This is a genomic window from Xanthomonas arboricola pv. populi (genome assembly GCF_002939945.1).
In the GTDB taxonomy this organism is placed as follows: domain Bacteria; phylum Pseudomonadota; class Gammaproteobacteria; order Xanthomonadales; family Xanthomonadaceae; genus Xanthomonas; species Xanthomonas arboricola_A.
This window is the reverse complement of sequence record NZ_MDEB01000002.1, coordinates 227983-251269: the sequence shown is the minus strand read 5'-3', so window position 1 is coordinate 251269 and position 23287 is coordinate 227983. Positions and strand designations below refer to the sequence as shown.

Annotated in this window: 14 protein-coding genes, 5 tRNA genes, 1 other RNA gene and 2 pseudogenes; 12 read left to right on the top strand and 10 right to left on the bottom strand. The window is 65.5% G+C overall.

Annotation, left to right across the window (positions count from 1 at the left end; genetic code table 11):
• The first annotated feature begins 24 nt into the window (after positions 1-24).
• From phaE to XaplCFBP3123_RS07520, 4 genes are all read left to right on the top strand, one after another.
• Entirely contained in the window at positions 25-1194 is a 1170-nt protein-coding gene (gene phaE / locus XaplCFBP3123_RS07535; RefSeq protein ID WP_104533803.1) for a class III poly(R)-hydroxyalkanoic acid synthase subunit PhaE, read from the top strand.
• Positions 1191-2267 carry a class III poly(R)-hydroxyalkanoic acid synthase subunit PhaC gene (locus XaplCFBP3123_RS07530; RefSeq protein ID WP_104533489.1) on the top strand — a complete coding sequence of 359 codons (1077 nt, stop codon included), beginning with the start codon at positions 1191-1193 and terminating at the stop codon, positions 2265-2267. The genes phaE and XaplCFBP3123_RS07530 overlap by 4 nt, the downstream gene beginning before the upstream one ends.
• Before the next feature lie 102 nt (positions 2268-2369).
• Positions 2370-2570 carry a PspC domain-containing protein gene (locus tag XaplCFBP3123_RS07525; protein WP_016904409.1) on the top strand — a complete coding sequence of 67 codons (201 nt, stop codon included), beginning with the start codon at positions 2370-2372 and terminating at the stop codon, positions 2568-2570.
• Positions 2567-3055, top strand: a complete 489-nt coding sequence (locus XaplCFBP3123_RS07520; RefSeq protein ID WP_429001620.1) for a hypothetical protein — start codon at positions 2567-2569, stop codon at positions 3053-3055. The genes XaplCFBP3123_RS07525 and XaplCFBP3123_RS07520 overlap by 4 nt, the downstream gene beginning before the upstream one ends.
• Here XaplCFBP3123_RS07520 and XaplCFBP3123_RS07515 read toward each other — a convergent pair.
• A complete protein-coding gene (locus XaplCFBP3123_RS07515) occupies positions 3013-4224 on the bottom strand; it encodes an NAD(P)/FAD-dependent oxidoreductase (RefSeq protein WP_104533487.1) in 1212 nt (403 codons plus the stop codon). The genes XaplCFBP3123_RS07520 and XaplCFBP3123_RS07515 overlap by 43 nt on opposite strands.
• Positions 4225-4415: 191 nt before the next feature.
• On the opposite strand from XaplCFBP3123_RS07515, the gene XaplCFBP3123_RS07510 reads away from it, so the two are divergent.
• From XaplCFBP3123_RS07510 to XaplCFBP3123_RS07500, 3 genes are all read left to right on the top strand, one after another.
• On the top strand, positions 4416-4643 hold the full coding sequence (locus XaplCFBP3123_RS07510) for a hypothetical protein (RefSeq protein ID WP_104533486.1): 228 nt from the start codon (positions 4416-4418) through the stop codon (positions 4641-4643).
• A 60-nt stretch (positions 4644-4703) separates the two neighbouring features.
• Positions 4704-4776, top strand: a non-coding RNA gene (locus XaplCFBP3123_RS07505) — sX9 sRNA.
• 110 nt (positions 4777-4886) lie between these two features.
• Positions 4887-7253 carry a Tex family protein gene (locus XaplCFBP3123_RS07500; RefSeq protein ID WP_104533485.1) on the top strand — a complete coding sequence of 789 codons (2367 nt, stop codon included), beginning with the start codon at positions 4887-4889 and terminating at the stop codon, positions 7251-7253.
• 389 nt (positions 7254-7642) lie between these two features.
• On the opposite strand, the pseudogene XaplCFBP3123_RS07490 reads toward XaplCFBP3123_RS07500, so the two are convergent.
• The 3 genes and pseudogenes from XaplCFBP3123_RS07490 to XaplCFBP3123_RS07485 form a co-directional block, all read right to left on the bottom strand.
• A pseudogene (locus XaplCFBP3123_RS07490) lies at positions 7643-10624 on the bottom strand (PAS domain S-box protein); the annotation flags it as partial.
• 6 nt (positions 10625-10630) lie between these two features.
• Positions 10631-11044, bottom strand: a pseudogene (locus XaplCFBP3123_RS21885) (PAS domain-containing protein); the annotation flags it as partial.
• Between the two features lie 575 nt (positions 11045-11619).
• Positions 11620-12000 carry a response regulator gene (locus XaplCFBP3123_RS07485; protein ID WP_104533482.1) on the bottom strand — a complete coding sequence of 127 codons (381 nt, stop codon included), beginning with the start codon at positions 11998-12000 and terminating at the stop codon, positions 11620-11622.
• 139 nt (positions 12001-12139) lie between these two features.
• On the opposite strand from XaplCFBP3123_RS07485, the gene XaplCFBP3123_RS07480 reads away from it, so the two are divergent.
• Together XaplCFBP3123_RS07480 and XaplCFBP3123_RS07475 are read left to right on the top strand one after the other, a co-directional pair.
• Positions 12140-12226: transfer RNA gene (locus tag XaplCFBP3123_RS07480), tRNA-Leu, on the top strand.
• 349 nt (positions 12227-12575) lie between these two features.
• Positions 12576-12752: a hypothetical protein gene (locus XaplCFBP3123_RS07475; RefSeq protein WP_104533802.1), complete on the top strand. Its 177-nt coding sequence runs from the start codon at positions 12576-12578 to the stop codon at positions 12750-12752.
• Between the two features lie 211 nt (positions 12753-12963).
• Here XaplCFBP3123_RS07475 and XaplCFBP3123_RS07470 read toward each other — a convergent pair.
• The 6 genes from XaplCFBP3123_RS07470 to XaplCFBP3123_RS07440 all read right to left on the bottom strand — a co-directional run bounded on the left by XaplCFBP3123_RS07470 (position 12964) and on the right by XaplCFBP3123_RS07440 (position 14834).
• Positions 12964-13039, bottom strand: a tRNA-Glu gene (locus XaplCFBP3123_RS07470).
• Between the two features lie 49 nt (positions 13040-13088).
• Positions 13089-13164 (bottom strand) — tRNA-Ala (locus XaplCFBP3123_RS07465).
• 507 nt (positions 13165-13671) lie between these two features.
• Positions 13672-13747: transfer RNA gene (locus XaplCFBP3123_RS07455), tRNA-Glu, on the bottom strand.
• A gap of 45 nt (positions 13748-13792) precedes the next feature.
• Positions 13793-13868, bottom strand: a tRNA-Ala gene (locus tag XaplCFBP3123_RS07450).
• Positions 13869-13971: 103 nt separating this feature from the next.
• Positions 13972-14433, bottom strand: coding sequence for a c-type cytochrome (locus XaplCFBP3123_RS07445; protein ID WP_104533480.1), 462 nt, complete (start codon positions 14431-14433; stop codon positions 13972-13974).
• 8 nt (positions 14434-14441) lie between these two features.
• Positions 14442-14834 carry a c-type cytochrome gene (locus XaplCFBP3123_RS07440; protein ID WP_104533479.1) on the bottom strand — a complete coding sequence of 131 codons (393 nt, stop codon included), beginning with the start codon at positions 14832-14834 and terminating at the stop codon, positions 14442-14444.
• A gap of 204 nt (positions 14835-15038) precedes the next feature.
• Here XaplCFBP3123_RS07440 and XaplCFBP3123_RS07435 point away from each other — a divergent pair, with 204 nt between their 5' ends.
• The 3 genes from XaplCFBP3123_RS07435 to XaplCFBP3123_RS07425 are packed head-to-tail and all read left to right on the top strand — an operon-like array spanning position 15039 to position 22761.
• Positions 15039-16172 carry an efflux RND transporter periplasmic adaptor subunit gene (locus XaplCFBP3123_RS07435; protein ID WP_172453142.1) on the top strand — a complete coding sequence of 378 codons (1134 nt, stop codon included), beginning with the start codon at positions 15039-15041 and terminating at the stop codon, positions 16170-16172.
• The gene (locus tag XaplCFBP3123_RS07430; RefSeq protein ID WP_104533477.1) at positions 16169-19678 is read left to right on the top strand and encodes an efflux RND transporter permease subunit; all 3510 of its coding nucleotides are present in this window, start codon (positions 16169-16171) and stop codon (positions 19676-19678) included. The genes XaplCFBP3123_RS07435 and XaplCFBP3123_RS07430 overlap by 4 nt, the downstream gene beginning before the upstream one ends.
• Positions 19675-22761, top strand: a complete 3087-nt coding sequence (locus tag XaplCFBP3123_RS07425; protein WP_104533476.1) for an efflux RND transporter permease subunit — start codon at positions 19675-19677, stop codon at positions 22759-22761. Before XaplCFBP3123_RS07430 ends, XaplCFBP3123_RS07425 begins: the two co-directional genes overlap by 4 nt.
• Positions 22762-23287: the final 526 nt, after the last annotated feature.

The window sequence follows — 23287 nt, the reverse complement described above, 5'->3', positions numbered from 1 at the left end:
GCTGGTGGACAGTCACGGGAAGGGATCATGGCAACCAGCGGTTCGGACAACGGCAACTTCGAAGACAAGGCGCGCCAGTACTGGAGCGCCTGGGGAGATGCCATGCGCCACGGCCAGGCCGGTGCCGCTGCGCAGCCCGGCGCCGTTCCCGCGACGGGACCGGGTAGCGACGCACCGCAGGATTGGCGCAAGGCGATGGACTGGTGGTCGCAACTGCTGCCCACCCAGGCCGCACCGCAGGCGCAGGAGGCGATCGACCGCTTCCGTCATCAGGCCGGCGACTGGTTCGGCACCATGCAGCAGGTGGCCGCGCAGTTCGCCGGGCGCGACACCTCGGCCAACGAAGTCTCCGAAGCCTGGCGACGCGCCGTGCAGGGGCAGGGCGAGCAGCTGATGCAGTGGACGCTGGGCTCGCTGCGTGGCGGCAGCCCGGGCGGCTTCGACCCGTGGCTGCAGGACGCCGCGCAGGCCCTGGCGAAGTGGCGGGAGGAAAACGCGCCGTGGCTGGACATGCCGGCGTTCGGCCTGAACCGCAATCACCAGGCCCGCCTGCAGACGCTGGCCCGCGCGCAGCAGGAGTACCAGGCGCAATCGCAGGCCTATGGCGAACAACTCAAGTCGGCCATCGAGCAGGCGTTCGGGCGGTTTGCCTCCAAGCTGGGCGAGCATGAAAGCAGCGGCAGTCAGCTGACCAGCGCGCGTGCCTTGTTCGATCTGTGGATCGAGGCCGCCGAAGAGTCGTATGCCGACGTCGCCTTGTCCGATCAGTTTCGCGAGGTGTACGGCGGCTTTGCCAATGCGCATATGCGCTTGCGCGCCGCGCTGCAGGAAGAGGTGGAGCAGTTGAGCGAGCGTTTCGGCATGCCGACGCGTTCGGAGATGGACGCCGCGCATCGCCGCATCGCCGAGCTGGAACGTGCGGTGCGGCGCATGTTGCGCACCGCTGCCAGCCCGGCCGGCAAGCCCGCTGCAGCGGCGGCCGATCCGGTCGCACCGGCCACGGCCAGACGTGCGCCGGCGGCCAAGCCGGACGCTGCGCCCAAGCCGGCAGCGGCGACCAGGTCGGTCAAGAAACCGCCAGCGAAAACCTCTCCAGCCAAGAATACGAAGGCGTCGAAAAGCGCCTCCAGGCCATCCCCCGGCACATCCGCCGGCACGCCGGCCGCACGCAAGTCGCGTGGAGCGCAGGCATGAAAGGCCCGTTGGGATTCAGCGCCGAAGACCTGATGCAGGAAACCCTGTCGATGCAGCGCAAGCTGCGCGAAGGGCTCAAGCTGCTGCCCGGCGTGGAAGACGTGGATTACGGCGTGACCGAGCGCGAGGAAATCTGGCGCGACGGCAAGGTGGTGCTGTACCGCTTTGTCGGCGAGCAGGCGCCGGTGGCCAGGACGCCGCTGCTGATCGTCTACGCGCTGGTCAATCGCCCGTACATGGTCGATCTGCAGGCCGACCGCTCGCTGGTCAAGGGCCTGCTGGGCCACGGCCAGGACGTCTACGTGCTGGATTGGGGCTACCCGGACCGCTCCGAGCGTTACCTGACGCTGGAGGACTATCTGCTGCGCTATATCGATGGCGCGGTGGACCACCTGCGCGCGCAGTCGGGGCTGGAGGCGGTCGATGTGCTCGGCATCTGCCAGGGCGGCACGTTCGCGCTGTGCTATGCGGCGCTGCAGCGGCCTAAGGTACGCAACCTGATCACCATGGTCACGCCGGTGGATTTCCACACCCCCGACAACATGCTTTCCAACTGGGCGCGCATGGTCGATGTGGATCTGTTCGTGGACACCATGGGCAACGTGCCGGCGGATCTGATGAACGCCAGTTACCTGATGCTCAAGCCGTTCCGGCTGAACTTGCAGAAGTACGTCGGCTTGCTCGACATCCTCGACGACAAGCAGGCGCTGGAAGATTTCCTGCGCATGGAAAAGTGGATCTTCGATTCGCCCGATCTGGCCGGCGAGGCCTTCCGCGAGTTCGTCACCCAGTTCTATCAGCGCAATGGGCTGGTGACCGGGCAGGTGCGCATCGGCGGGGAGGCGGTCGATCTGCAGGCGGTGGACATGCCGGTGCTCAACATCTACGCCGAACACGATCATCTGGTGCCGCCCGACGCCTCGCGTGCGTTGCGCGGCCTGGTCGGCAGCGAGGACTACACCGAGCTGAGTTTCCGCGGCGGGCATATCGGCATCTATGTCTCCGGACGTGCGCAGCGCGAGGTGCCGGTGGCGATCCACCGTTGGTTGCAGGAACGTGGCGGCAACGCGTGATGCGACTCGCGTTGCGCTGCACGTGAGACGAGAAGCCGCATCCATCACGATGCGCTGTCGCTGCGCTCCTTAGACTGGGCACCACGTTCGAAGGAGCCTTCCATGGCCACAACCACCGCGTTGTCCCGTTCCCTCAACGATCGCATGATCGCCGGCGTGGTCGGCGGCATCGCACGCCGGTTCGGCTGGAGCTCCACGCTGTTGCGCGTGCTGTTCGTGATCGTGTCGATCGCCTCGGCCGCGTTTCCCGGCATCCTGGTCTATCTGATCCTGTGGCTGCTGATCCCCAACCAGGCCGACTGACGCCCGCCCGGCACGGGTGGTCCGCCGTGCAGGTGCTGGGCGCGGTGTGGACGCTGCCCAACACCTTGCTCGGTCTTGCGCTCGGTGCCGCAGGAAGTTGTCTTGGCGCGCGTCCGCGCTGGTCCCACCAGGAACTCGCCGTGGTGTTCCATGCCTGGCCGTGGGGGCCGGGCGGGGCGATGACGCTTGGCAATGTGATCCTGCTCAAGGGCGCCTCGCTGGATCTGCAATGCAGCACGTATGCGCATGCTGCCGGGCGTTGTCGTCACCCGCCGGTGCGCCTGGGCGACCACGAGCGGGCCCATGTCTATCAGTACATGCTGCTCGGCCCACTGTTTCTGCCGGTGTATTTCCTGTGCGGCGGCATCCATGTACGCAATCCGCTGGAACGGGCCGCCGACGCGTATGCGATGCACGGCCACGGCTGGTGGCCGTGGGTGTCTCAGCGCAACCGCGAAAAACCGAACAGTTCCGACAGCGGGTGAGGCCTGCCTTCCAGTTGCGCGCGCAGTAAGCCTGCGCCGATCGCGCTGTAGGTGATGCCGTTGCCGCCATAAGCCATCGCGAACGACACCCGTGGCCCATGTTCGGGATGCGGGCCGAAAAACGGCAGTCCATCGGCGGTTTCGGCGAAGGTGCCGCCCCAGGCGAACACCGGGCGCAGGCTGATATCCGGCATCGTCTGGTGGATCTTCTTCAGCAGCGTCTTCAGCTTGCTCATGACACGCGCATCGCGACGCGCGGGGAGATCGATGTTGTCGTCTTCGCCGCCGGCCACCACGCGTCCATCCGGCGTGCTGCGCAAGTAGAGGTAAGGACGCGCGGTTTCCCACATCATGGTGTGCTTGAGCGCGCCCATCTCGCTGTCGTGCAAGGGATCGGTCACGAACGCATAGCTGCTGCGGTTGCGTGCCACGCGCTGCGACAGCCACTGCTGGTTTCCGTAGCCTGCGGCCATGATGACGTGCCGGGCGCGCAGCGTGACCCCGTGGCGGGTGCGCAATTCGACATGCCTGTCGTGGGGTGTGATGGTGGCAATCGCGGTGCGGTCGTAGATGCGCGCGCCGTACTGCTCGCCTTCTGCAAACAGGCGGTAGCACAACCGGTACGGGTCGACGCTGGCGGCCAGGCGGCTGACGATCGCGCCCTCGGAGCGTACGCCGTAGTTGTGCCACAAAGGCGCGCGCTCGACCCATTCCACCGGAAGCGCCTGGGTTTTTCGCATGTCCAGTTCGCTGCGCAGGTCGTCGAGATCCCGCGACCGGCTGGCGTAGTACAGGCTGTCCTGACGGCTGAAGTCGCAGCCGCCCAGCGTATTGCAAAGGCCTTGCAGGTCGAGGATGGCTTGCGCGCATGCCCCGTATGCGAGCGCGGCGGCCGGCATGCCGTAGTGGTTGGCCAGGGCGATCATCGGCGTGTCGATTTCGTACTGCAGCAAGGCGGTGCTGGCCGACGTACTGCCCCAGCCGATCTCGCGCTGCTCGACCACCACCACCTCGTGCCCGTGCTTGAGCAGTTCGTGTGCGATCAGGGCGGCGGTGACACCGCCGCCGACGATGGCGACCTCGCAATGGGTGTCCTGCTCCAGACGCGGGTAGGCGCGCATCAGACCGTTGCGGATCGACCAGAACGGGTAGCCACTTTTGAGGTCCATGCGGTGTCGTACATGCGGGCGGAGCACAATTGGACGGGCAAGCGGGGTGAAGCGCTCGTGCAGACAGGGGCCGGCCCTGGCCGTCACCGAACCGCAAACAGCCGGCGTTAACGTGCGTGGAAAGCTCCTCACGGCACGGTCGTTATGCTCGCGCCACTAACGTAGTCACAGTTGTTAACGAGGGTGTGGGCATGTCGATCGTTCTGTACGTCGGTGGCAGCAAAGACGGCGACAAGGGTGTTGTGCCTTACGGGTTCAGCAAGTCGCGTGCGATGACCGACGCCGGGCCGGAGATCTATGTCGAGCGCATGGTGCCGCTGAAGGACGTCGGCAAGATCCGCGTGATGGCGTTGGAGTCGCTGCACGAAAGCATCCTGGTCGAGCGCGCGGCCACCTATTACGCAGGTCGCGCCAGCTAAGAGCGGCTCACCTATACCGCGCGAGCCGCCAGGCGGGTGCAGCCGGTGCTCGGAATCGGCAGGCGCTTGTCCACACCGGTTCCTCCGCGCCACCCACGCCTAGCCGACGACCGCCCGGTACGTCTTGCTGGCTGCTGCAAGACGCGTCGGCATAGGTTTAAGGCGATCCTGTCAACGGGTTCCCGCGGCGGGCCAGCACTGCGAAAATGCTTTTTTCAGTGAAGCGGCTCCGGCCGCGCCGCCATGCACGACAGCCAGCTTGCCCAGCAGATCGCTCGCACCATCGCCGACGAGATCGGTGCTCAACCCGCTCAGGCGCGCGCCGCCATTGCCCTTCTCGACGAAGGCGCCAGCGTTCCGTTCATCGCGCGCTACCGCAAGGAGGTCACCGGCGGGCTGGACGACACCCAGCTACGTAATCTGGAAACGCGCCTGACCTATCTGCGCGAGCTGGAAGAGCGCCGCGCGGCGATCCTGTCCAGCATCGGCGAGCAGGGCAAACTCAGCGACGAATTGCGCAGTGAGATCGTGGCGGCCGACACCAAGTCGCGGCTGGAAGACCTGTACCTGCCTTACAAGCCCAAGCGCCGCACGCGTGCGCAGATTGCGCGCGAGGCCGGCCTGGAGCCGCTGGCCGACGGGCTGCTGGCCGACCCGAACCAGGCACCGGAAGTCGCTGCGGCGCCGTACATCGATGCAGAGAAGGGCGTGGCCGATATCAAGGCGGCGCTGGAAGGCGCACGCGCCATCCTGATGGAGCGCTGGGGCGAAGATGCCGCCCTGGTGGGCGAGCTGCGTAGCTGGTTGAGCGACAACGGCGTGATCCGCGCGCGCGTTGCCGAGGGCAAGGAAGAGGCCGGTGCCAAGTACCGCGATTACTTCGACCATGCCGAATCGCTGTCCAAGATTCCCTCGCACCGCTTGCTGGCGCTGTTTCGCGCGCGCCGCGAGGAATTCCTGTACCTGGATCTGGAGCCGGGCAACGATGCCGAGGCCGGCCATCAATACGCCGAGGGCCGTGTGGCGCGCACTGCCGGCATCTCCAACCAGAGCCGCCCGGCCGACCGCTGGTTGCTGGATGCCTGCCGGCTGACCTGGCGCGCCAAGCTGCACATGCATCTGCTGCTGGACCTGTTCAACCAGGCGCGCGAAAAGGCCGAGGCCGAGGCGATCGCCGTGTTCGGCGACAATCTCAAGGACCTGATGCTGGCCGCGCCGGCCGGCCCGCGCGTGGTGCTGGGGCTCGATCCCGGTATCCGCACCGGCTGCAAGATCGCCGTGGTCGATGCCACCGGCAAGCTGGTGGCCACCGAGACGATCTACCCGCATGAGCCCAAGCGGCAGTGGGATCAGTCGCTGCAGACGATCAAGAAGCTGTGCCTGCAGCACGACGTGGAGCTGATCGCGATCGGCAACGGCACGGCTAGCCGTGAGACCGACAAGCTCGCCGGTGAGGCGATCGCACTGTGCGGGGCGAGCAAACTGCAAAAGATCGTGGTCAGCGAAGCGGGGGCGTCGGTGTATTCGGCATCCGAGTTCGCGGCCAAGGAGTTCCCCAATCTGGACGTGTCGCTGCGCGGTGCGGTGTCGATCGCGAGGCGCCTGCAGGATCCGCTGGCCGAGCTGGTCAAGATCGAACCCAAGGCGATCGGCGTGGGCCAGTACCAGCATGATGTGGACCAGTATCGGTTGGCCAAGGCGCTGGAAGCGCGCGTGGAAGACTGCGTCAACGCGGTCGGCGTGTACGTCAATACCGCGTCGGCGGCGCTGCTGTCGCGCGTGTCCGGGCTGTCGAGCACGGTGGCGGAGAACATCGTGCGCCATCGCGACGACAACGGTCCGTTCAAGCGCCGCAGGGACCTGCTCAAGGTGCCGCGTCTGGGCGACAAGACCTTCGAACAATGCGCCGGTTTCCTGCGCATCGCCGATGGCGACGAGCCGCTGGACGTGTCGGCGGTGCATCCGGAAGCCTATCCTGTGGTCGAGCGCATCGTCGGCAACACCGGCAAGCCGATCAAGGCCTTGCTGGGCGATGGCAGCTTTTTACGTGGACTCAAGCCGGAGCTGTTCACCGACGAGCGGTTCGGTGTACCGACCGTGCGCGACATCCTCAAGGAGCTGGAAAAACCCGGCCGCGATCCGCGTCCCGAGTTCAAGGCGGCGCAGTTCGCCGAAGGCATCGAGGACATCAAGCACCTCAAGCCCGGCATGGTGCTCGAAGGCGTGGTCAGCAACGTGGCTGCATTCGGTGCGTTCGTCGATATCGGCGTGCATCAGGATGGCTTGGTGCACATCTCCGCGTTGTCGGACACCTTCGTCAAGGATCCGCGCGACGTGGTCAAGGCCGGCGACATCGTCAAGGTCAAGGTGCTGGAAGTGGACGTGGCGCGCAAACGCATCGCATTGACCTGCCGTCTGTCCGACACGCCACCGCCGGCCGATGCAGCAGCACAATCGCGCGATCAACGCGGCAACGGCGGCCCGGGGCAGGGCCGCCGCGATGTTGGCGGTGGACGTGGCCCGGCGCAGGGCAACAGCAAGCCGCGCATCACTGCGCCGCCGGCCGACAACGCGCTGGCCGCCGCGTTCGCACGCGCCAAGCGCAGCTGATTCTGCTTGCCCGGCTGCTGTGCTTGTGTGGCCGGGCAGTTCAGGTAGATCCGTTCGCAAGGCGGCGGATCTATTGCTTTGATTGGATCGCGCTTGGAGCGGCTGATCTGCAACTTCGCTGTGGGTTCGCTGCCCACTCACCGTCGTGGTGCGCCTATGCGGAGAGATCAGTCGTACAGCGGCTGATCCGAAACCTTGCTGCATGGCCCTTGCCCGCCCACCATCGCAGGACACGCCGCAAGTACGTCCCTATAGGCTCTGGCGCGGCATCCATGCCGCTCCAGGTCCCGCGACGGTGGGCGGACAAGGACCAGTCAATATGGTCGGTGTGTGTGTTGCAAGCAGGGCATGGTTGACGACGTTGTTTTATTAGCCGCTCCCGCGCGATCTCATGCCTCGCTGCGTACCGCGCGTGTCGGCAGTATCAGACGTTCGATCAGATCGACCAGGCCGGGTGGCTCCACCGGCTTGCCCATATGCGCATCGAATCCGGCGACTACTGCGCGGTCGCGGTCTTCTTCGCGCACATAGGCGGTGAGGGCGATCGCGGGGATATGTCGCGGCAGGTCGGCGCGACCGGAGCGTACCGTGCGGATCAAGTCGTAGCCGTCGCGCACCGGCATGGCGATATCGCTGACGAGTACATCGAAGGGTGCCTCTGCCAGGCATTGTTCGGCCGCCTCCACCGAGCCGGCCGCCTGCACCTGCGCGCCGGCAAGCATCAGGAACTGCACCACCGCCTCGCGCGAATCCTGGTCGTCGTCGACCAGCAGCAGGCGCACGCCATCCAGGCGTCCGAGGCAATCGCTCGGCAGTGGGCCGACCTGCAGCGACTCGGCCGACGCCGGGCGCAGATCGCTGACCCCGTGCTGGAACGGCAGCACGATGGTGAAGGTCGCCCCCTTGCCTTCGCCCGCACTCGATGCCCCCAGGCTGCCGCCGTGCAGATCGACCAACTGACGCGAGATCGACAAGCCCAGCCCCAGCCCACCCACGCGGCGCGTGGTGCCGGCATCGGCCTGCCGAAAGCGATCGAACACATGCGGCAGGAAGTCGGCCGCAATCCCGATGCCGGTGTCCTGTACGCATAGCCGCAGCCGCTCGTCCTCGATGTCCAGCGCCACCCGCACCGTGCCACCAGGCGAGGTGAACTTGAGGGCGTTGCTGAGCAGATTGGTCAGCACCTGCTGCAGGCGCCCGGCATCGCCGAAGAACCACAGTTCGCCTGCGTCGGGTGCATCCAGTTCCAGCGCGATGTCGCGCGCCAGCGCAGATGGCTGCATCAACTCCATCGTACTGCGCATCAGTCCTGCGATATCGAAGTGTTCTGCCTGTAGGCGGATTTTGCCGGACAGGATCGCGCTCATGTCGAGCAGGTCGTCGATGATCTGCGTCTGCGCACGCGCACTGCGTTCGATGATGATCAGGCCCTTGCCCAGATTGGCCGGCTCGAACACCTCCGACTGCATCAGCCGCGACCAGCCCAGGATGGCGTTGAGCGGTGTGCGCAATTCATGGCTGAGCGTGGCCAGAAACTCGTCCTTGACCCGGCTGGCATGCTCGGCCTGGCTGCGTGCGGCGGTCTCGGCTTGCAGCGATTGTTTGAGCTTGGCATCCACGCGCGTACGCTCGATGACGATGCCGGCCAGATGCGATGCAGAGCGCGCCATCGCCTGTTCGCGTAGCGAGGGCAGGTGCGCGCGGTCGTAGTAGATGTTGAGCGTGCCCAGCACCTGAGCGTTGCTGTCCAGGATGGGCGTCACGCAGCAGGCGACGATGCCCAGCGCCGCCGAAATCGCGTGGTGGTCGCCGAAGCTGGGGTCTGCCTGGATGTCCTGGCAGATCACCTGCTGCCCGAGGTAGGCCGAGCGCGCGCAGGGCGGCCCGTTCGGTCCGATCGGCGAGGCCTCGAAATGCCCGCAGTACTCGATCGGAAAATGCGGCGCCGAGCCGAAGCTCAGCGTTTTGCGTACTTCATCCAGCACCATCACCGCGCAATACAGCGCAATCTCGCCGCGCGCTTCCACGCTCGATGCGATGGCGTCCAACACCATCGGTAGCGGTGCGCCGGTGGTGATCAGGCTCAGGATGGCGCGATCGGAGGCGGTGGCATCTTCGATGTGCTTGCGTTCGGAGATATCGGTCAGCGAACCGATGTGGCCAAGGAAGCGGCCGTCGCTGGCGAAGTGCGGCGACGCGGTATCGATGCACCAACGGTATTGCCCGTCGTGACGACGCACGCGGTACTCGGCCAGGAACTCGCCACGTTGCGCCAACGCCTGTCCGAACGCATGGCGCACGCGTTCGGCATCGTCCGGATGCATCACATCCCACCAGCCCTGATCCATCGCCTGGTCTTCGGCCTGCCCGGTGAAGTGATACCAGCGCGGATTCCAGTACACGCAGTCGCCCTGCGCATCGGCCATCCAGATCATCGCCGGTACCGTCTCGCACAACGCGCGGAAGCGCACTTCGCTTTCGCGCAGCTGTTGCTCGAACGCACGACGGTCATGGATATCGGTGTAGGTGCCGATCCACTCGCTGATGCTGCCGTCGTCGCCGCGCACGGGCAGGGCGCGCGCCAGATGCCAGCGCCTCTGGCCATCGTGGCGTTGCAGCTCGCACTCCATTTCGTAGGCGCGCTCGCCCTCGATGGCCAGCGCCCAGGCTTGCGCGGATAGCTGCCGGCCATCGGCGGTGTGCGCCGGATGCCACGCAGCGGTCTGGCTGTCGGCAGGATCCAGTCCGGTGTATTCATACCAGCGCCGATTGAAGTAATGCGGCTGACCCTCCTGGTCGGCGATGAAGATGATCTGCGGCAGCGTGTCGGCCAGTCGGCGCAGCCGCGCCTCGTTGGCAGCCAGTTGCTGCTGCGCCTTGGCCCGTTGCATGGACTCCCAGCAGCGCGCCGCAACCAGGCGGACCAGTTCGATCTCGGTGGGCAACCAGCGCCGCGGTGCGCGCTGATGCACGCCGATGGCCGCAACCAGGCGGCCGTGTTTGTGCAGCGGAATCGCCAGCGACGCGCGCAGGCCGGAGCGTCGATACTGCTGCGCCACATAGTCCGGCGCACCGGGCGCCATCGCATCGGTGGTGAACCAGGGGCGGTTTTCCAACAAGGCGTCGCGCAAGCCTTGCGCCACTTCCAGCGGAAAATCGCCCTGCAGGCTTGGCATATCCTGCACATGGTCGCTGATCACATGCATGGTTCTGCCGTCTGCCGCCGCCAGGCCGAACGCGCAGCGATTGACCTGCAGGTGTTCGCCCAGCAGTCGCACGCTGGTATCGATGATCTGACGCGGATCGGAGACGTTTTGCAGCGCGTCTTCGAGCATCAGCAAGAAACTGTCGCGACTTGCCATGCTGCGTTGCTGGGTGACATCGAATCCGTGCACCAGGATTGCGTCGATGCGGCCATCGCGCTCGCGCATCGGCTGATACAGGAAATCCACGAAGGTCTGATCGAGCGCATTGCCGGGCGTGCGCTGCAGATAGGCGGACATCGATTCGCCGATGAAAGGACGGCCGCTGCGTCGCACCTCATCGAGCAGCTCGAGATAGCCCTGGTCGGCGATTTCCGGCATCGCCTCGAGCAATGGATGGCCAAGCAACGGACGCTGGCCGACCAGCTCGTGGAAGCGTTGATTCGCGCTTTCGATGATGTAGCTGGGCCCACGCAGCACCGCCATGAAGGCCGGCGACTGGTCGAGCGAGGTGGGCACCGCTGCGGGCGGGGCCTCGCGACGAGTCGGCCCTGCAGCGGGGGCGGGCGTGCGGGCGACATACAGCATGCCCAGACGTTCGCCGGCATGCAGGACCGGACTGCAGGACCACGCCGACAGCGTCAATGCTGCACGCGCATCGGCATAGGTGTGGCCGGCTTCAACGCTGTCTGCAAGTTCCGCCAATGGCTGGCCGAATGCTGCCGGGTGGCGTTCGCCCAGCAGCGCGACGCAGGCATCGTTGTAGATGCAGCGCCACTGGTCGCCCCAGACCAGCAGCATCGGAACCCGCGCATGCAGGCACACCGAAAGCGCCGTACGCAGCGCCTGGCTGTCGCGCAGCAGCGGATCGGTGACGCATGCGGACGACGACAGCAACAATCCGGCTGTCTCGCACGTCTCCGGCAACAGACCGGCAAACGGCGACACGGCGATATCCATTGGGTGACCTGCCCATCATGCCTGGATGCACGATTCTAGTGGCAAGCGGGCCGTGATCGAGGGGTTGCGGCAACCGGCACGGCCGCGCGAACGGTCTGCGTTAAGCGCGGCAGGCATGCAGGCAGCAGGTGTGATTGGTTACAGAAGGGGGCCGGATATCGACTACGCCCGCATGCTGGCGACACACCGGTGGGCGGTCGCGCTTAGCTGTCGGCACCGCTCAGTTGCCGTGCCCTGGACAGCGCGCCGATCAGTTCTTCGGACAGGTAAGGCTTGGTCAGGATCACGCCGCGTTCGAAGCCGCCGGGGATGGTGCCACCGGCAACACCGGTGGCCAGCACGAACGGAATCCCGCGCTCCGACAACAGTCGGGCGACCGGCTCGCTGGTCTCGCCATTGCCGAGACGGTAGTCGAGCACTGCGATCTCCGGCGCATCGGTCTTGATCAGCGTCAGCGCTTGTGCGACCTCTGCGACCGGACCCAGCACGACTGCGCCAGCCTGGACGAGCTGCAGGTCGAGCAGCATGGCATTCATCTGGTCGTTCTCGACCACCAGCACCCGAAGTCCACGCAACACCGACATTGCTTACTCCTTCACCTAAGTCGGCCAGTATATCGACACTGCCGCACCGCGGCGCTGACGACTCCGCCTGCACCTGAATTCGTCAGGCGCGTTCTGACACTGTTCGTTTCATGCGCAAGTCGCTATACTGCGCGGCCACGCCGAAGTGGCGGAATCGGTAGACGCAGCGGATTCAAAATCCGCCGCCCTTAAAAGCGTGTGGGTTCGAGTCCCACCTTCGGCACCAGGATGTAGCAGTACAAGCCAAGCCCTTCTGGCGATATCCAGAGGGGCTTTTCTTTTGCGCGCTCGACAGTCGTGCCGGAACAGGCGAACGTCTGCCGGCTGTCGCATCGCCGCGCCTGAGCATTGCCGTCAGCAATGGGGGCGTTGTGTCGTCGACGTGGCGCAGCAGTTGGCGCGGCGAAGTTAGCTTCTTCCTCGCATAGCGGCGTGCTCCACTGGCTCGCATCGATGATGCGTGGTTGCCGAAAAATTCTGGCGAGATGCGCTCGGGTTGCCGCCTTGTCCCTGCAGGCACGCAGCCATCACGCGCGGTGCGTACCTTGGAAAGCTCTTTCAAGCAGGTGGCTTTCATGGACTTTGATTCCTCGCAGCAACTGCGCATTCTGCGCAACATCCACGACACCACGCCGGTCGCCGACGAAGAGGCCAACTGGGCGGTGCGCGCCGGCTATGCGACACAGGCCGAAGACGGCGATATCGATCTCACGCACGAAGGCCGCAAGGCGCTGGATGACGGGCAGACCTGATGCATCGTTGTGCGGATTTGTTCGATTTGGTAGCGGGATAAGTGTGTCATCGAGTGCGCCCGCTCCATGCTCGATCCGCGTGCACGCGGGCAGTGGATGGAGTAACACGCTGCGTGCGCGTCGTGTCGCCACCGACTGCCTGCGGTAGAACAGGGCGCCCCTGAATTTCAGGCAAAAAAAAGCCCCGGCAATGCCGAGGCTTTTAGATGATTGGCGTCCCCACGGGGATTCGAACCCCGGTGTCCACCGTGAAAGGGTGGTGTCCTAGGCCTCTAGACGATGGGGACGCGTATCAAAACCTGGTTGTAGATTCCAGACGGCCTATGTCGGGAATTTTGGTGGAGCCAGGCGGGATCGAACCGCCGACCTCCTGCATGCCATGCAGGCGCTCTCCCAGCTGAGCTATGGCCCCACGATGCTGCGAGCCGGCGATCATAGCGACATCGATGACGCTTGGGAAGTGGTGCGTGCAAAAAAAGTTTGCTCGACGGATTCGCCAGCGGCATCGATCGACATGGCGCCTGCCTTCGCAAGCAGTCGATGCGTTCGCGCGTCGCAGACTGATCAATCGCAGTGTCGTCTATAGGGGCGATGGCTTGATGGCATAGAGACTGACGATGCAGTGGCTGTGACGTCCTTCCACGGGCTGCTCAGGTGCGACAGTCTTCGCGCAAGAGTCGATCAGCATCGCAACATGCTGCGTCTGCTTTCGACGCCCTGCGCGTAGCGGTGCTGGCAACCGCAGCAGATGCGGTGCAAAGGTCCAAGTCGCACTGCGATGATGCGGAGCGGTTGCGTCATCGATATCGACAGATCGACACGCCACACCAGGAGCGTCGTGCGCAAATCACCGCGCACGCAATCGATGCTGAAAAACACGCAAAAAAAAGCCCCGGCAGTGCCGGGGCTTTCAGATGATTGGCGTCCCCACGGGGATTCGAACCCCGGTGTCCACCGTGAAAGGGTGGTGTCCTAGGCCTCTAGACGATGGGGACGCGTATCAAAACCCGAGTTGTCATCCTGACGGCCTAAGCCAGGAGTGGTGGAGCCAGGCGGGATCGAACCGCCGACCTCCTGCATGCCATGCAGGCGCTCTCCCAGCTGAGCTATGGCCCCACGAAACTGAGAACGAAATGATAGCGGCCTGTTAATGTTCGCGCAAGTGCTTTTTCATTCCGAATGAGACGCAGCGTGCGCGGGGCACAGTGCGCGTCTGCGCTCAGTTGACACCGTGCAGGTCGCGCAGCTGCGTCTGCCGTGTGCCGAAGTAGGCGGCCAAATCGGCAATGTCCTGATCGCTCAGCGCCGTGGCCTGTGCCGTCATCAGCGGGTGCTGGCGATCGCCGCTGCGGTAGGCCTGCAAGGCGTGCGCAAGATAGTCGCCGTACTGGCCGCCGAGCTTGGGATAGCTGGGGTCGATGGGTGCGTTGCCGTCGGCGCCGTGGCAATCGATGCAGCTCTGGCCGGTGGCCTTGCCTTTCGCGTGTGCCAGCTTGTCGCCGGCGTCGGCGCGCCCGGTCGGCAGCCCGGCGGACGAACCGGAGCCATGTTCGCCGCTGGCGTGGCCGGCATCGCCAGCGGAACGATCGGTGGACTCCACCTGGGATTGGGAGCAGGCCGCCACCATCAGGGCAGCGACCAGGACGATGGCTAGACGCGGAGCGTGCAGGGCGTTCGGCATGTGGGCGCTTATTTGAGGGTGGACAGGTAGGCGGAGATGTCGGCGATGTCCTGCTCGGAAAAGCTCTGCGCCTGCGCTTGCATGGTGGGATGCTTGCGTTTGCCCTGGCGGTACTCGGTCAGCGCCTGGGTCAGATACTGACTGGACTGGCCGCCGATCTTGGGCACGCGATAACTGGGATAGGCGTTCTTGTAGCCGGTGACGCCGTGGCAACCCTGACAGGTATAGGCCAGCAAGCGGCCGTTGGACGGGTTGCCGGTGAGCGCTGCGGGTGTGGTTGCCACCGCAGCGGGCGCAGGCGTGGCGGGTGCGGCTGGTGGGACTGACGGTGTCGCTGATGCGCCCCCAAACGGCAGGAAGACGACCAGAGCGAGACAAGCGGCGAGCGGCTGCGGGCGCATGGTTTCGTATCCGGAAGACTGATTGAACGTCCGCACGTGGGGGCATGACGGAACCGGTCCGAGTATGCCTGCGATTTGGCCCCGCGCAAACGGGGTGAATAGGCGAACTTGAACGGACCATGACCTTTGGCGCATTGGCGACGTCATCGTCCTGGTGGTCTACTTGCCTACAACACCTGTTCACGCATCCACTAGGACACGACGATGTCGCCACTCTCCTTTTTGCCCGGCCGCAGCGGAACCTGCGCCGCGGCACTGTTGATCACCACAAGTTTGTTGCTGGGCGGTTGCAAGGCCGGAGATGGCGAGGCCAAGGCGGCCGAGGAAAAGAAGAGCGTCGACGCGGTGCCGGTGGAAATTGCCAAGGCCGCACGCCGTGCGGTGGCGGCCAGCTATATCGGCACCGCCGCACTGGAGCCGCGTGCCGAAGCACAGGTGGTGGCAAAGACCTCCGGCGTGGCGCTGGCGGTGATGGTGGAAGAGGGGCAGAAGGTGTCCGCGGGCCAGGCGCTGGTCCGCCTGGATCCGGACCGCGCGCATCTGGCGGTGGCGCAAAGCGAAGCGCAGCTGCGCAAGCTGGAAAACAGCTACCGCCGTGCCACCCAGTTGGTGGGGCAGCAATTGGTCAGTGCCGCCGATGTCGACCAGCTCAAGTTCGATGTCGAAAACAGCCGCGCGCAGCACCGCCTGGCATCGCTGGAACTGTCCTACACCACGGTGCAGGCGCCGATTTCCGGGGTGATCGCCTCGCGCTCGATCAAGACCGGCAACTTCGTGCAGATCAACACGCCGATCTTCCGCATCGTCGACGACTCGCAGCTGGAAGCCACGCTCAATGTGCCCGAGCGCGAATTGGCCACGCTCAAATCCGGCCAGCCGGTGACCTTGCTGGCCGATGCCTTGCCCGGCCAGCAGTTCATCGGCAAAGTCGATCGCATCGCGCCGGTGGTGGATTCGGGCAGCGGCACCTTCCGGGTGATCTGTGCGTTCGGCCAGGGCGCCGAAGCGCTGCAGCCGGGCATGTTCGGGCGCATCCGCATCGACTACGACCAGCGCAAGGACGCGTTGGTGATCCCGCGCCTGGCGCTGCTGGACGATGGCGAGCCGGCGGTGTTCGTGGTGCGCAACGGCAAGGCCAGCCGGGTGCCGGTGAAACTCGGTTATGCCGAAGGTCCGTGGCTGGAAGTGCGGCAAGGCCTGAAGGAAGGCGACCAGGTGGTCACCGCTGGCAAGGTGGCACTGCGCGATGGCACCGCGGTGCAGGTCATCGGCCAGCCCGATCGCAAGCCGGTTGCGGCTGCGGCACCTGCGACCGGCAGCGACGGGAAACGCTCATGAGCGATCACGGCAACCCGCACGGCCCCGTGCACGACCCGCATGCGCCGTTGCCCGGCGGCGGCGGTCTGGTGGCCTTCGCCACGCGGCGGCGGGTGACCATCGCGATGATCACCGTGACCATGCTGCTGTTCGGGCTGATCGCCTTGCGCAGTCTCAAGGTCAATCTGCTGCCGGATCTGAGCTATCCCACGCTGACCGTGCGCACCGAATACACCGGCGCGGCGCCGGCGGAAATCGAGACGCTGGTGACCGAGCCGGTGGAAGAAGCGGTCGGCGTGGTCAAGAACCTGCGCAAGCTCAAGTCGATCTCGCGCACCGGGCAGAGCGATGTGGTGCTGGAGTTCGCCTGGGGCACCAACATGGACCAGGCCAGCCTGGAAGTGCGCGACAAGATGGAAGCCCTGTCGTTGCCGCTGGAAACCAAACCGCCGGTGCTGCTGCGCTTCAATCCGTCGACCGAGCCGATCATGCGGCTGGCGTTGTCGCCGAAGCAGGCGCCGTCCTCCGACAGCGATGCGATCCGCCAGCTCACCGGCTTGCGTCGCTATGCCGACGAGGATCTGAAAAAGAAGCTCGAACCGGTGGCCGGCGTGGCCGCGGTCAAGGTCGGCGGCGGGCTGGAGGACGAGATCCAGGTCGATATCGATCAGCAGAAGCTGGCCCAGCTCAACCTGCCGATCGACAACGTGATCACCCGGCTCAAGGAGGAGAACGTCAACATCTCCGGCGGCCGGCTGGAAGAAGGCTCGCAGCGGTACCTGGTGCGCACGGTCAACCAGTTCGTGGATCTGGACGAGATCCGCAACATGCTGGTGACCACGCAGAGCAGCAGCGGCAGCGCGGCGGAGGCGGCGATGCAGCAGATGTATGCGATCGCCGCGTCCACCGGGTCGCAGGCGGCGCTGGCCGCGGCGGCCGAAGTGCAGAGCACCTCGTCGGCAGCGAGCAGCAGTATTGCCGGCGGCATGCCGGTGCGATTGAAAGATGTGGCCGAGGTGCGCCAGGGCTACAAGGAGCGCGAGGCGATCATCCGCCTGGGCGGCAAGGAAGCGGTGGAGCTGGCGATCTACAAGGAAGGCGACGCCAACACCGTGTCCACCGCCGCAGCGCTGCGCAAGCGGCTGGAGCAGTTGAAGGCGACCGTGCCGGGCGATGTGGAGATCACCACCATCGAGGACCAGTCGCACTTCATCGAGCACGCGATCAGCGACGTCAAGAAGGATGCGGTGATCGGCGGGGTGCTGGCGATCCTGATCATCTTCCTGTTCCTGCGCGATGGCTGGAGCACCTTCGTGATCAGCCTGTCGCTGCCGGTGTCGATCATCACCACGTTCTTTTTCATGGGCCAGTTGGGCCTGAGCCTCAACGTGATGTCGCTGGGCGGGCTGGCGCTGGCCACCGGGCTGGTGGTGGACGATTCGATCGTGGTGCTGGAAAGCATCGCCAAGGCGCGCGAGCGCGGCCTGAGCGTGCTGGATGCCGCGATTGCCGGCACCCGTGAAGTGAGCATGGCGGTGATGGCCTCGACGCTGACCACGATCGCGGTGTTCCTGCCGCTGGTGTTTGTCGAGGGCATCGCCGGGCAGCTGTTCCGCGACCAGGCGCTGACCGTGGCGATCGCGATCGCGATCTCGCTGGTGGTGTCGATGACGCTGATCCCGATGCTGAGTTCGCTCAAGGGCGCGCCGCCGATGGCATTCCCGGACGAGCCGAGCCACCCGCAGTGGCAGCCGCAACAACGCTGGCTCAAGCCGGTGGCCGCCGGCCGGCGCGGGGCCGGCGCGAGCGTGCGCTATGCGTTCTTCGCGGTTGCATGGGCGGTGGTCAAGCTGTGGCGCGGCATCGCACGGGTGGTGTCGCCGGTGATGCGCAAGGCCAGCGATCTGGCGATGGCGCCGTATGGCCGCGCCGAGCGTGGCTATCTGGCGATGCTGCCGGCGGCGTTACGGCGGCCCGGCCTGGTGCTGGGACTGGCGGCTGCCGCGTTTATCGGCACCGTGTTGCTGGTGCCGATGCTGGGGGCGGACCTGATTCCGCAGCTGGCGCAGGACCGCTTCGAAATGACCGTGAAGCTGCCTTCCGGTACGCCGTTGGCGCAGACCGACGCGCTGGTGCGCGAGTTGCAGCTGGCGCACGACAAGGACCCGGGCATCGCCTCGTTGTATGGCGTCAGCGGCAGCGGCACGCGGCTGGATGCCAATCCCACCGAAAGCGGCGAGAACATCGGCAAGCTCACCGTGGTGATGGCCGGTGGCGGCAGCGCGGCAGTGGAAGCGGCGGCCACCACGCGGCTGCGCAACAGCATGGCCGGGCACCCGGGGGCGCAGGTGGATTTTGCACGGCCGGCGTTGTTCAGTTTTTCCACGCCGCTGGAAGTGGAGCTGCGTGGGCAGGACCTGGGCGAGCTGGAACGTGCCGGGCAGAAACTGGCGGCGATGCTGCGGGCCAATGGCCACTATGCCGACGTCAAGTCGACGGTGGAAGAGGGCTTCCCGGAAATCCAGATCCGCTTCGATCAGGAACGTGCCGGTGCGCTGGGATTGACCACGCGCCAGATCGCCGATGTCATCGTCAAGAAGGTGCGCGGCGATGTGGCCACGCGTTACAGCTTTCGCGATCGCAAGATCGATGTGCTGGTGCGCGCGCAGCACAGCGACCGCGCCAGTGTGGATGCGATCCGGCAGCTGATCGTCAACCCCGGCAGCAGCCGGCCGGTGCGTCTGGCGGCGGTGGCAGAGGTGGTGGCGACGACCGGGCCGAGCGAGATCCATCGCGCCGACCAGACCCGCGTGGCGATCGTGTCCGCCAGCCTGCATGACATGGATCTGGGCGGTGCGGTGCGCGAGGTCGAGTCGATGGTGCGCAACGATCCACTGGCCGCCGGCGTGGGCATGCATATCGGCGGGCAGGGCGAGGAGCTGGCGCAATCGGTGAAATCGCTGCTGTTCGCGTTCGGCCTGGCGATTTTCCTGGTCTATCTGGTGATGGCCTCGCAGTTCGAATCGCTGCTGCATCCGTTCGTCATCCTGTTCACCATCCCGCTGGCGATGGTCGGCGCGGTGCTGGCCTTGCTGATGACCGGCAAGCCGGTGTCGGTGGTGGTGTTCATCGGCTTGATCCTGCTGGTGGGGCTGGTGACCAAGAACGCGATCATCCTGATCGACAAGGTCAACCAGTTGCGCGAGGACGGCGTGCCCAAGCGCGAGGCCTTGATCGAAGGCGCGCGTTCGCGCTTGCGGCCGATCGTGATGACCACGCTGTGCACGCTGTTCGGCTTCCTGCCGCTGGCGGTGGCGATGGGCGAAGGTGCCGAGGTGCGCGCGCCGATGGCGATCACCGTGATCGGCGGGTTGCTGGTGTCCACGCTGCTGACCTTGCTGGTGATCCCGGTGGTGTACGACCTGCTGGACCGTCGCGCCGATGCGTATTACCTGGAGCGCGGCCGGCGCATGGCCGGGCAGCGTGCGCAGGCACCCGGGAACTCCGACGGACTGGAGGCGCTATGAGCGTTGCCGCCTTCAGCATCCGTCGGCCGGTCACCACCATCATGTGCTTCGTCTCGCTGGTGGTGGTGGGGCTGATTGCCGCGTTCCGGCTGCCGCTGGAGGCGCTGCCGGACATTTCCGCGCCGTTCCTGTTCGTGCAATTGCCGTACACCGGCTCCACCCCGGACGAGGTGGAACGCAATCTGGTGCGGCCGGCCGAAGAGGCGCTGGCGACGATGACCGGCATCAAGCGCATGCGCTCGACCGCCACTGCCGACGGCGCCAACATCTTCATCGAGTTCTCCGACTGGGATCGCGACATCGCCATCGCCGCATCGGATGCGCGCGAGCGGCTGGATGCCATCCGCGACGATTTTCCGGAAGATCTGCAGCGTTTCCACATTTACAAATGGTCCAGCAGCGACGAGCCGGTGCTCAAGGTGCGCCTGGCCAGCCAGACCGACCTGACCGGCGCATACGACATGCTCGACCGCGAGTTCAAGCGGCGCATCGAACGCATTCCCGGCGTGGCCAAGGTGGAGATCTCCGGCGCACCGCCGAACGAAGTGGAGATCGCGATCGCGCCAGACCGGCTCACTGCGCACGACCTCAGCCTCAATGAGTTGAGCGAGCGTCTGGGCAAACTCAATTTTTCGGTGTCGGCAGGCCAGATCGACGACAACGGCGAACGCATTCGGGTACAGCCGATCGGCGAGTTGCGCGACCTGCAGGAGTTGCGCGAGCTGGTGCTCAACGCAAAAGGGCTGCGTCTTGGCGATATTGCGCAGGTGCGGCTGAAGCCGACGCGGATGAATTACGGCCGCCGCCTGGATGGACGGCCGGCGATCGGGCTGGATATCTACAAGGAGCGCAGCGCCAACCTGGTGGATGTGTCCAGGGCGGCGTTGAAGGAGGTCGAAGACATTCGCGCCGAACCTGCAATGCGCGATGTGCAGATCAAGGTGATCGACAACCAGGGCAAGGCGGTGACCTCGTCGCTGGCGGAACTGGCCGAGGCCGGCGCGGTGGGCTTGCTGTTGTCGATCACGGTGCTGTTCTTCTTCCTGCGTCACTGGCCCTCGACGCTGATGGTGACGCTGGCGATTCCGATCTGCTTTGCGATCACGCTGGGCTTCATGTATTTCGTCGGCGTCACGCTCAACATCCTGACCATGATGGGCCTGTTGCTGGCGGTCGGCATGCTGGTCGACAACGCGGTGGTGGTGGTGGAAAGCATCTACCAGGAACGCGAGCGCATGCCAGGCCGACCGCAGCTGGCCGCCTTGCTCGGCACGCGCAGCGTGGCGATCGCGCTCAGCGCCGGCACCTTGTGCCATTGCATCGTGTTCGTGCCGAACCTGTTCGGCGAGACCAACAACATCAGCATCTTCATGGCGCAGATCGCGATCACCATTTCGGTGTCGCTGCTGGCCTCGTGGCTGGTGGCGATCAGCCTGATTCCGATGTTGTCGGCGCGCATGAAGACACCGCCGATGGTGAGTTCCGAGCGCGGCGTGATCGCACGGCTGCAGCGCCGTTACGCCAGGGTGCTGGCGTGGACGCTGGGCCATCGCGGCTGGAGCGTGGCCGGTATCGTGTTGGTCAGTGCGATCAGCCTGGTGCCGATGAAGTTGACCAAGGTCGACATGTTCGGCGGCGATGGCGGCAACGAGGCCTTCATCCAGTACCAGTGGAAAGGCTCGTACACGCATGAGCAGATGGGCGAGGAGGTCGGGCGGGTCGAGCATTACCTGCAAGCCAACCGCGACAAGTACCACATCACCCAGATCTATTCGTGGTTCAGCGAGGCGGAAGGCAGCAGCACCACCGTGACCTTCGACGCGGGCAAGGTCAAGGACCTGCCGCCGCTGCTGGAACAGATCCGCAAGGCATTGCCGCGCTCGGCACGTGCGGACTACAGCATCGGCAATCAGGGCGATGGCGGCAGCGGCAATCAAGGGGTGCAGGTGCAGCTGGTCGGCGACTCGACCCAGGCCTTGCAGGCGTTGGCCGACGATGTGATCCCGCTGCTGGCGCAGCGCAAGGAATTGCGCGATGTGCACGTGGACACCGGCGATCGCACCAGCGAGTTGGCGATCCGGGTGGACCGCGAGCGTGCGGCGGCCTTCGGCTTCAGTGCCGAGCAGGTGGCGAGCTTCGTCGGCCTGGCCTTGCGTGGCTCGCCGCTGCGCGAATTCCGCCGCGGCGACAACGAGGTGCCGGTGTGGGTGCGCTTTGCCGGCGCCGAACAGAGCAAGCCGGAAGACCTGGCCAGCTTCACGGTGCGTACCAAGGACGGCCGCAGCGTGCCGTTGCTCAGCCTGGTGGATGTGCAGATTCGCCCGGCCGCCACGCAGATCGGCCGCACCAACCGCCAGACCACGCTGACGATCAAGGCCAATCTGGCCAGCAAGGTCACCGTACCGGAAGCACGCGAGGCGATGGAAAAGACGCTCAAGGCGACGAGTTTCCCGGCCGGTTACAGCTACACCTTCGACGGCGGCGATTACCAGGACGACGGCGAAGCGATGGGCCAGATGGTGTTCAACCTGGTGATCGCGCTGGTGATGATCTACGTGGTGATGGCGGCGGTGTTCGAGTCGCTGCTGTTTCCTGCGGCGATCATGAGCGGTGTGGTGTTTTCGATCTTCGGGGTGTTCTGGCTGTTCTGGATCACCGGCACCGCGTTCGGGATCATGTCCTTCATCGGCATTCTGGTGTTGATGGGCGTGGTGGTGAACAACGGCATCGTGATGATCGAGCACATCAACAACCTGCGTCGCCGCGGCATGGGCCGCACCCAGGCGCTGATCGAAGGCTCACGCGAGCGCTTGCGGCCGATCATGATGACGATGGGCACCGCCATCCTGGCGATGGTGCCGATCTCGCTGACCAGCACCACGATGTTCAGCGACGGCCCGCCGTACTTCCCGATGGCACGCGCGATCGCCGGCGGCCTGGCGTTTTCGACGGTGGTGAGCCTGCTGTTCCTGCCGACGATCTACGCGATTCTCGATGACATGAGCAACGGCGCGGCAGCGTTGGTACGACGTGCGCGTGGCGTGTCGAAGACGCCGCCGGCAAGCGTTGCGCTGGAGTCGTGAGCGCCAACCCTGCTGAAGTTCTCCCGGCGTAAGGCATCCACCAGCGCGCTGGAGCCTTGACTGACATAAGGCGCAAAACCCCTCTCCCGGCGGGGCGAGGAGGCACGGCTTGCGCGCCATGGGCGCGCGTGCCTTGGAGCGCCCGCGCCGCAAGCGCGGGCCGGGGCGCGGAGGGTACGGTTTCTCTGCGTGCAACCCGCCTGTCAGTTACTGGCTTCGGTGAGGGCGGCAGCGCGTCCGCGGACTGGCTCCTCGGCTCGGTCAGACATCCTGTCTGACTCGCCGCCGCGGCACATCCCTGTGCCGCTCTCCGCCAATCCCCGGCCACGCTGCCGCCTCGGCGAGTCGTCGCTGCTCTCCGTTCCGCCAACACAGGACCATTCGAAGAGTGGTCCGTGGGCGCCGGGGCAGGACCTTACACGACAGGGATGTCGTGTAAGAGCCCCCATGGACGGGTTCACGGCGTGTCATGCCCCGGCGCCCGCGGGCCGCTCCCACGCACGGAATCAAGGCGCCAGCCAACCAC

Coding starts and splice junctions, on each gene's coding strand:
- XaplCFBP3123_RS07515 (WP_104533487.1), bottom strand. CDS start 4,224: ATGGACCTCAAAAGTGGCTACCCGTTCTGGTCGATCCGCAACGGTCTG.
- XaplCFBP3123_RS07475 (WP_104533802.1), top strand. CDS start 12,576: ATGGACTTTGATTCCTCGCAGCAACTGCGCATTCTGCGCAACATCCAC.
- XaplCFBP3123_RS07425 (WP_104533476.1), top strand. CDS start 19,675: ATGAGCGTTGCCGCCTTCAGCATCCGTCGGCCGGTCACCACCATCATG.
- XaplCFBP3123_RS07445 (WP_104533480.1), bottom strand. CDS start 14,433: ATGCCGAACGCCCTGCACGCTCCGCGTCTAGCCATCGTCCTGGTCGCT.
- XaplCFBP3123_RS07500 (WP_104533485.1), top strand. CDS start 4,887: ATGCACGACAGCCAGCTTGCCCAGCAGATCGCTCGCACCATCGCCGAC.
- XaplCFBP3123_RS07530 (WP_104533489.1), top strand. CDS start 1,191: ATGAAAGGCCCGTTGGGATTCAGCGCCGAAGACCTGATGCAGGAAACC.
- XaplCFBP3123_RS07440 (WP_104533479.1), bottom strand. CDS start 14,834: ATGCGCCCGCAGCCGCTCGCCGCTTGTCTCGCTCTGGTCGTCTTCCTG.
- XaplCFBP3123_RS07510 (WP_104533486.1), top strand. CDS start 4,416: ATGTCGATCGTTCTGTACGTCGGTGGCAGCAAAGACGGCGACAAGGGT.
- XaplCFBP3123_RS07430 (WP_104533477.1), top strand. CDS start 16,169: ATGAGCGATCACGGCAACCCGCACGGCCCCGTGCACGACCCGCATGCG.
- XaplCFBP3123_RS07485 (WP_104533482.1), bottom strand. CDS start 12,000: ATGTCGGTGTTGCGTGGACTTCGGGTGCTGGTGGTCGAGAACGACCAG.
- XaplCFBP3123_RS07525 (WP_016904409.1), top strand. CDS start 2,370: ATGGCCACAACCACCGCGTTGTCCCGTTCCCTCAACGATCGCATGATC.
- XaplCFBP3123_RS07435 (WP_172453142.1), top strand. CDS start 15,039: ATGTCGCCACTCTCCTTTTTGCCCGGCCGCAGCGGAACCTGCGCCGCG.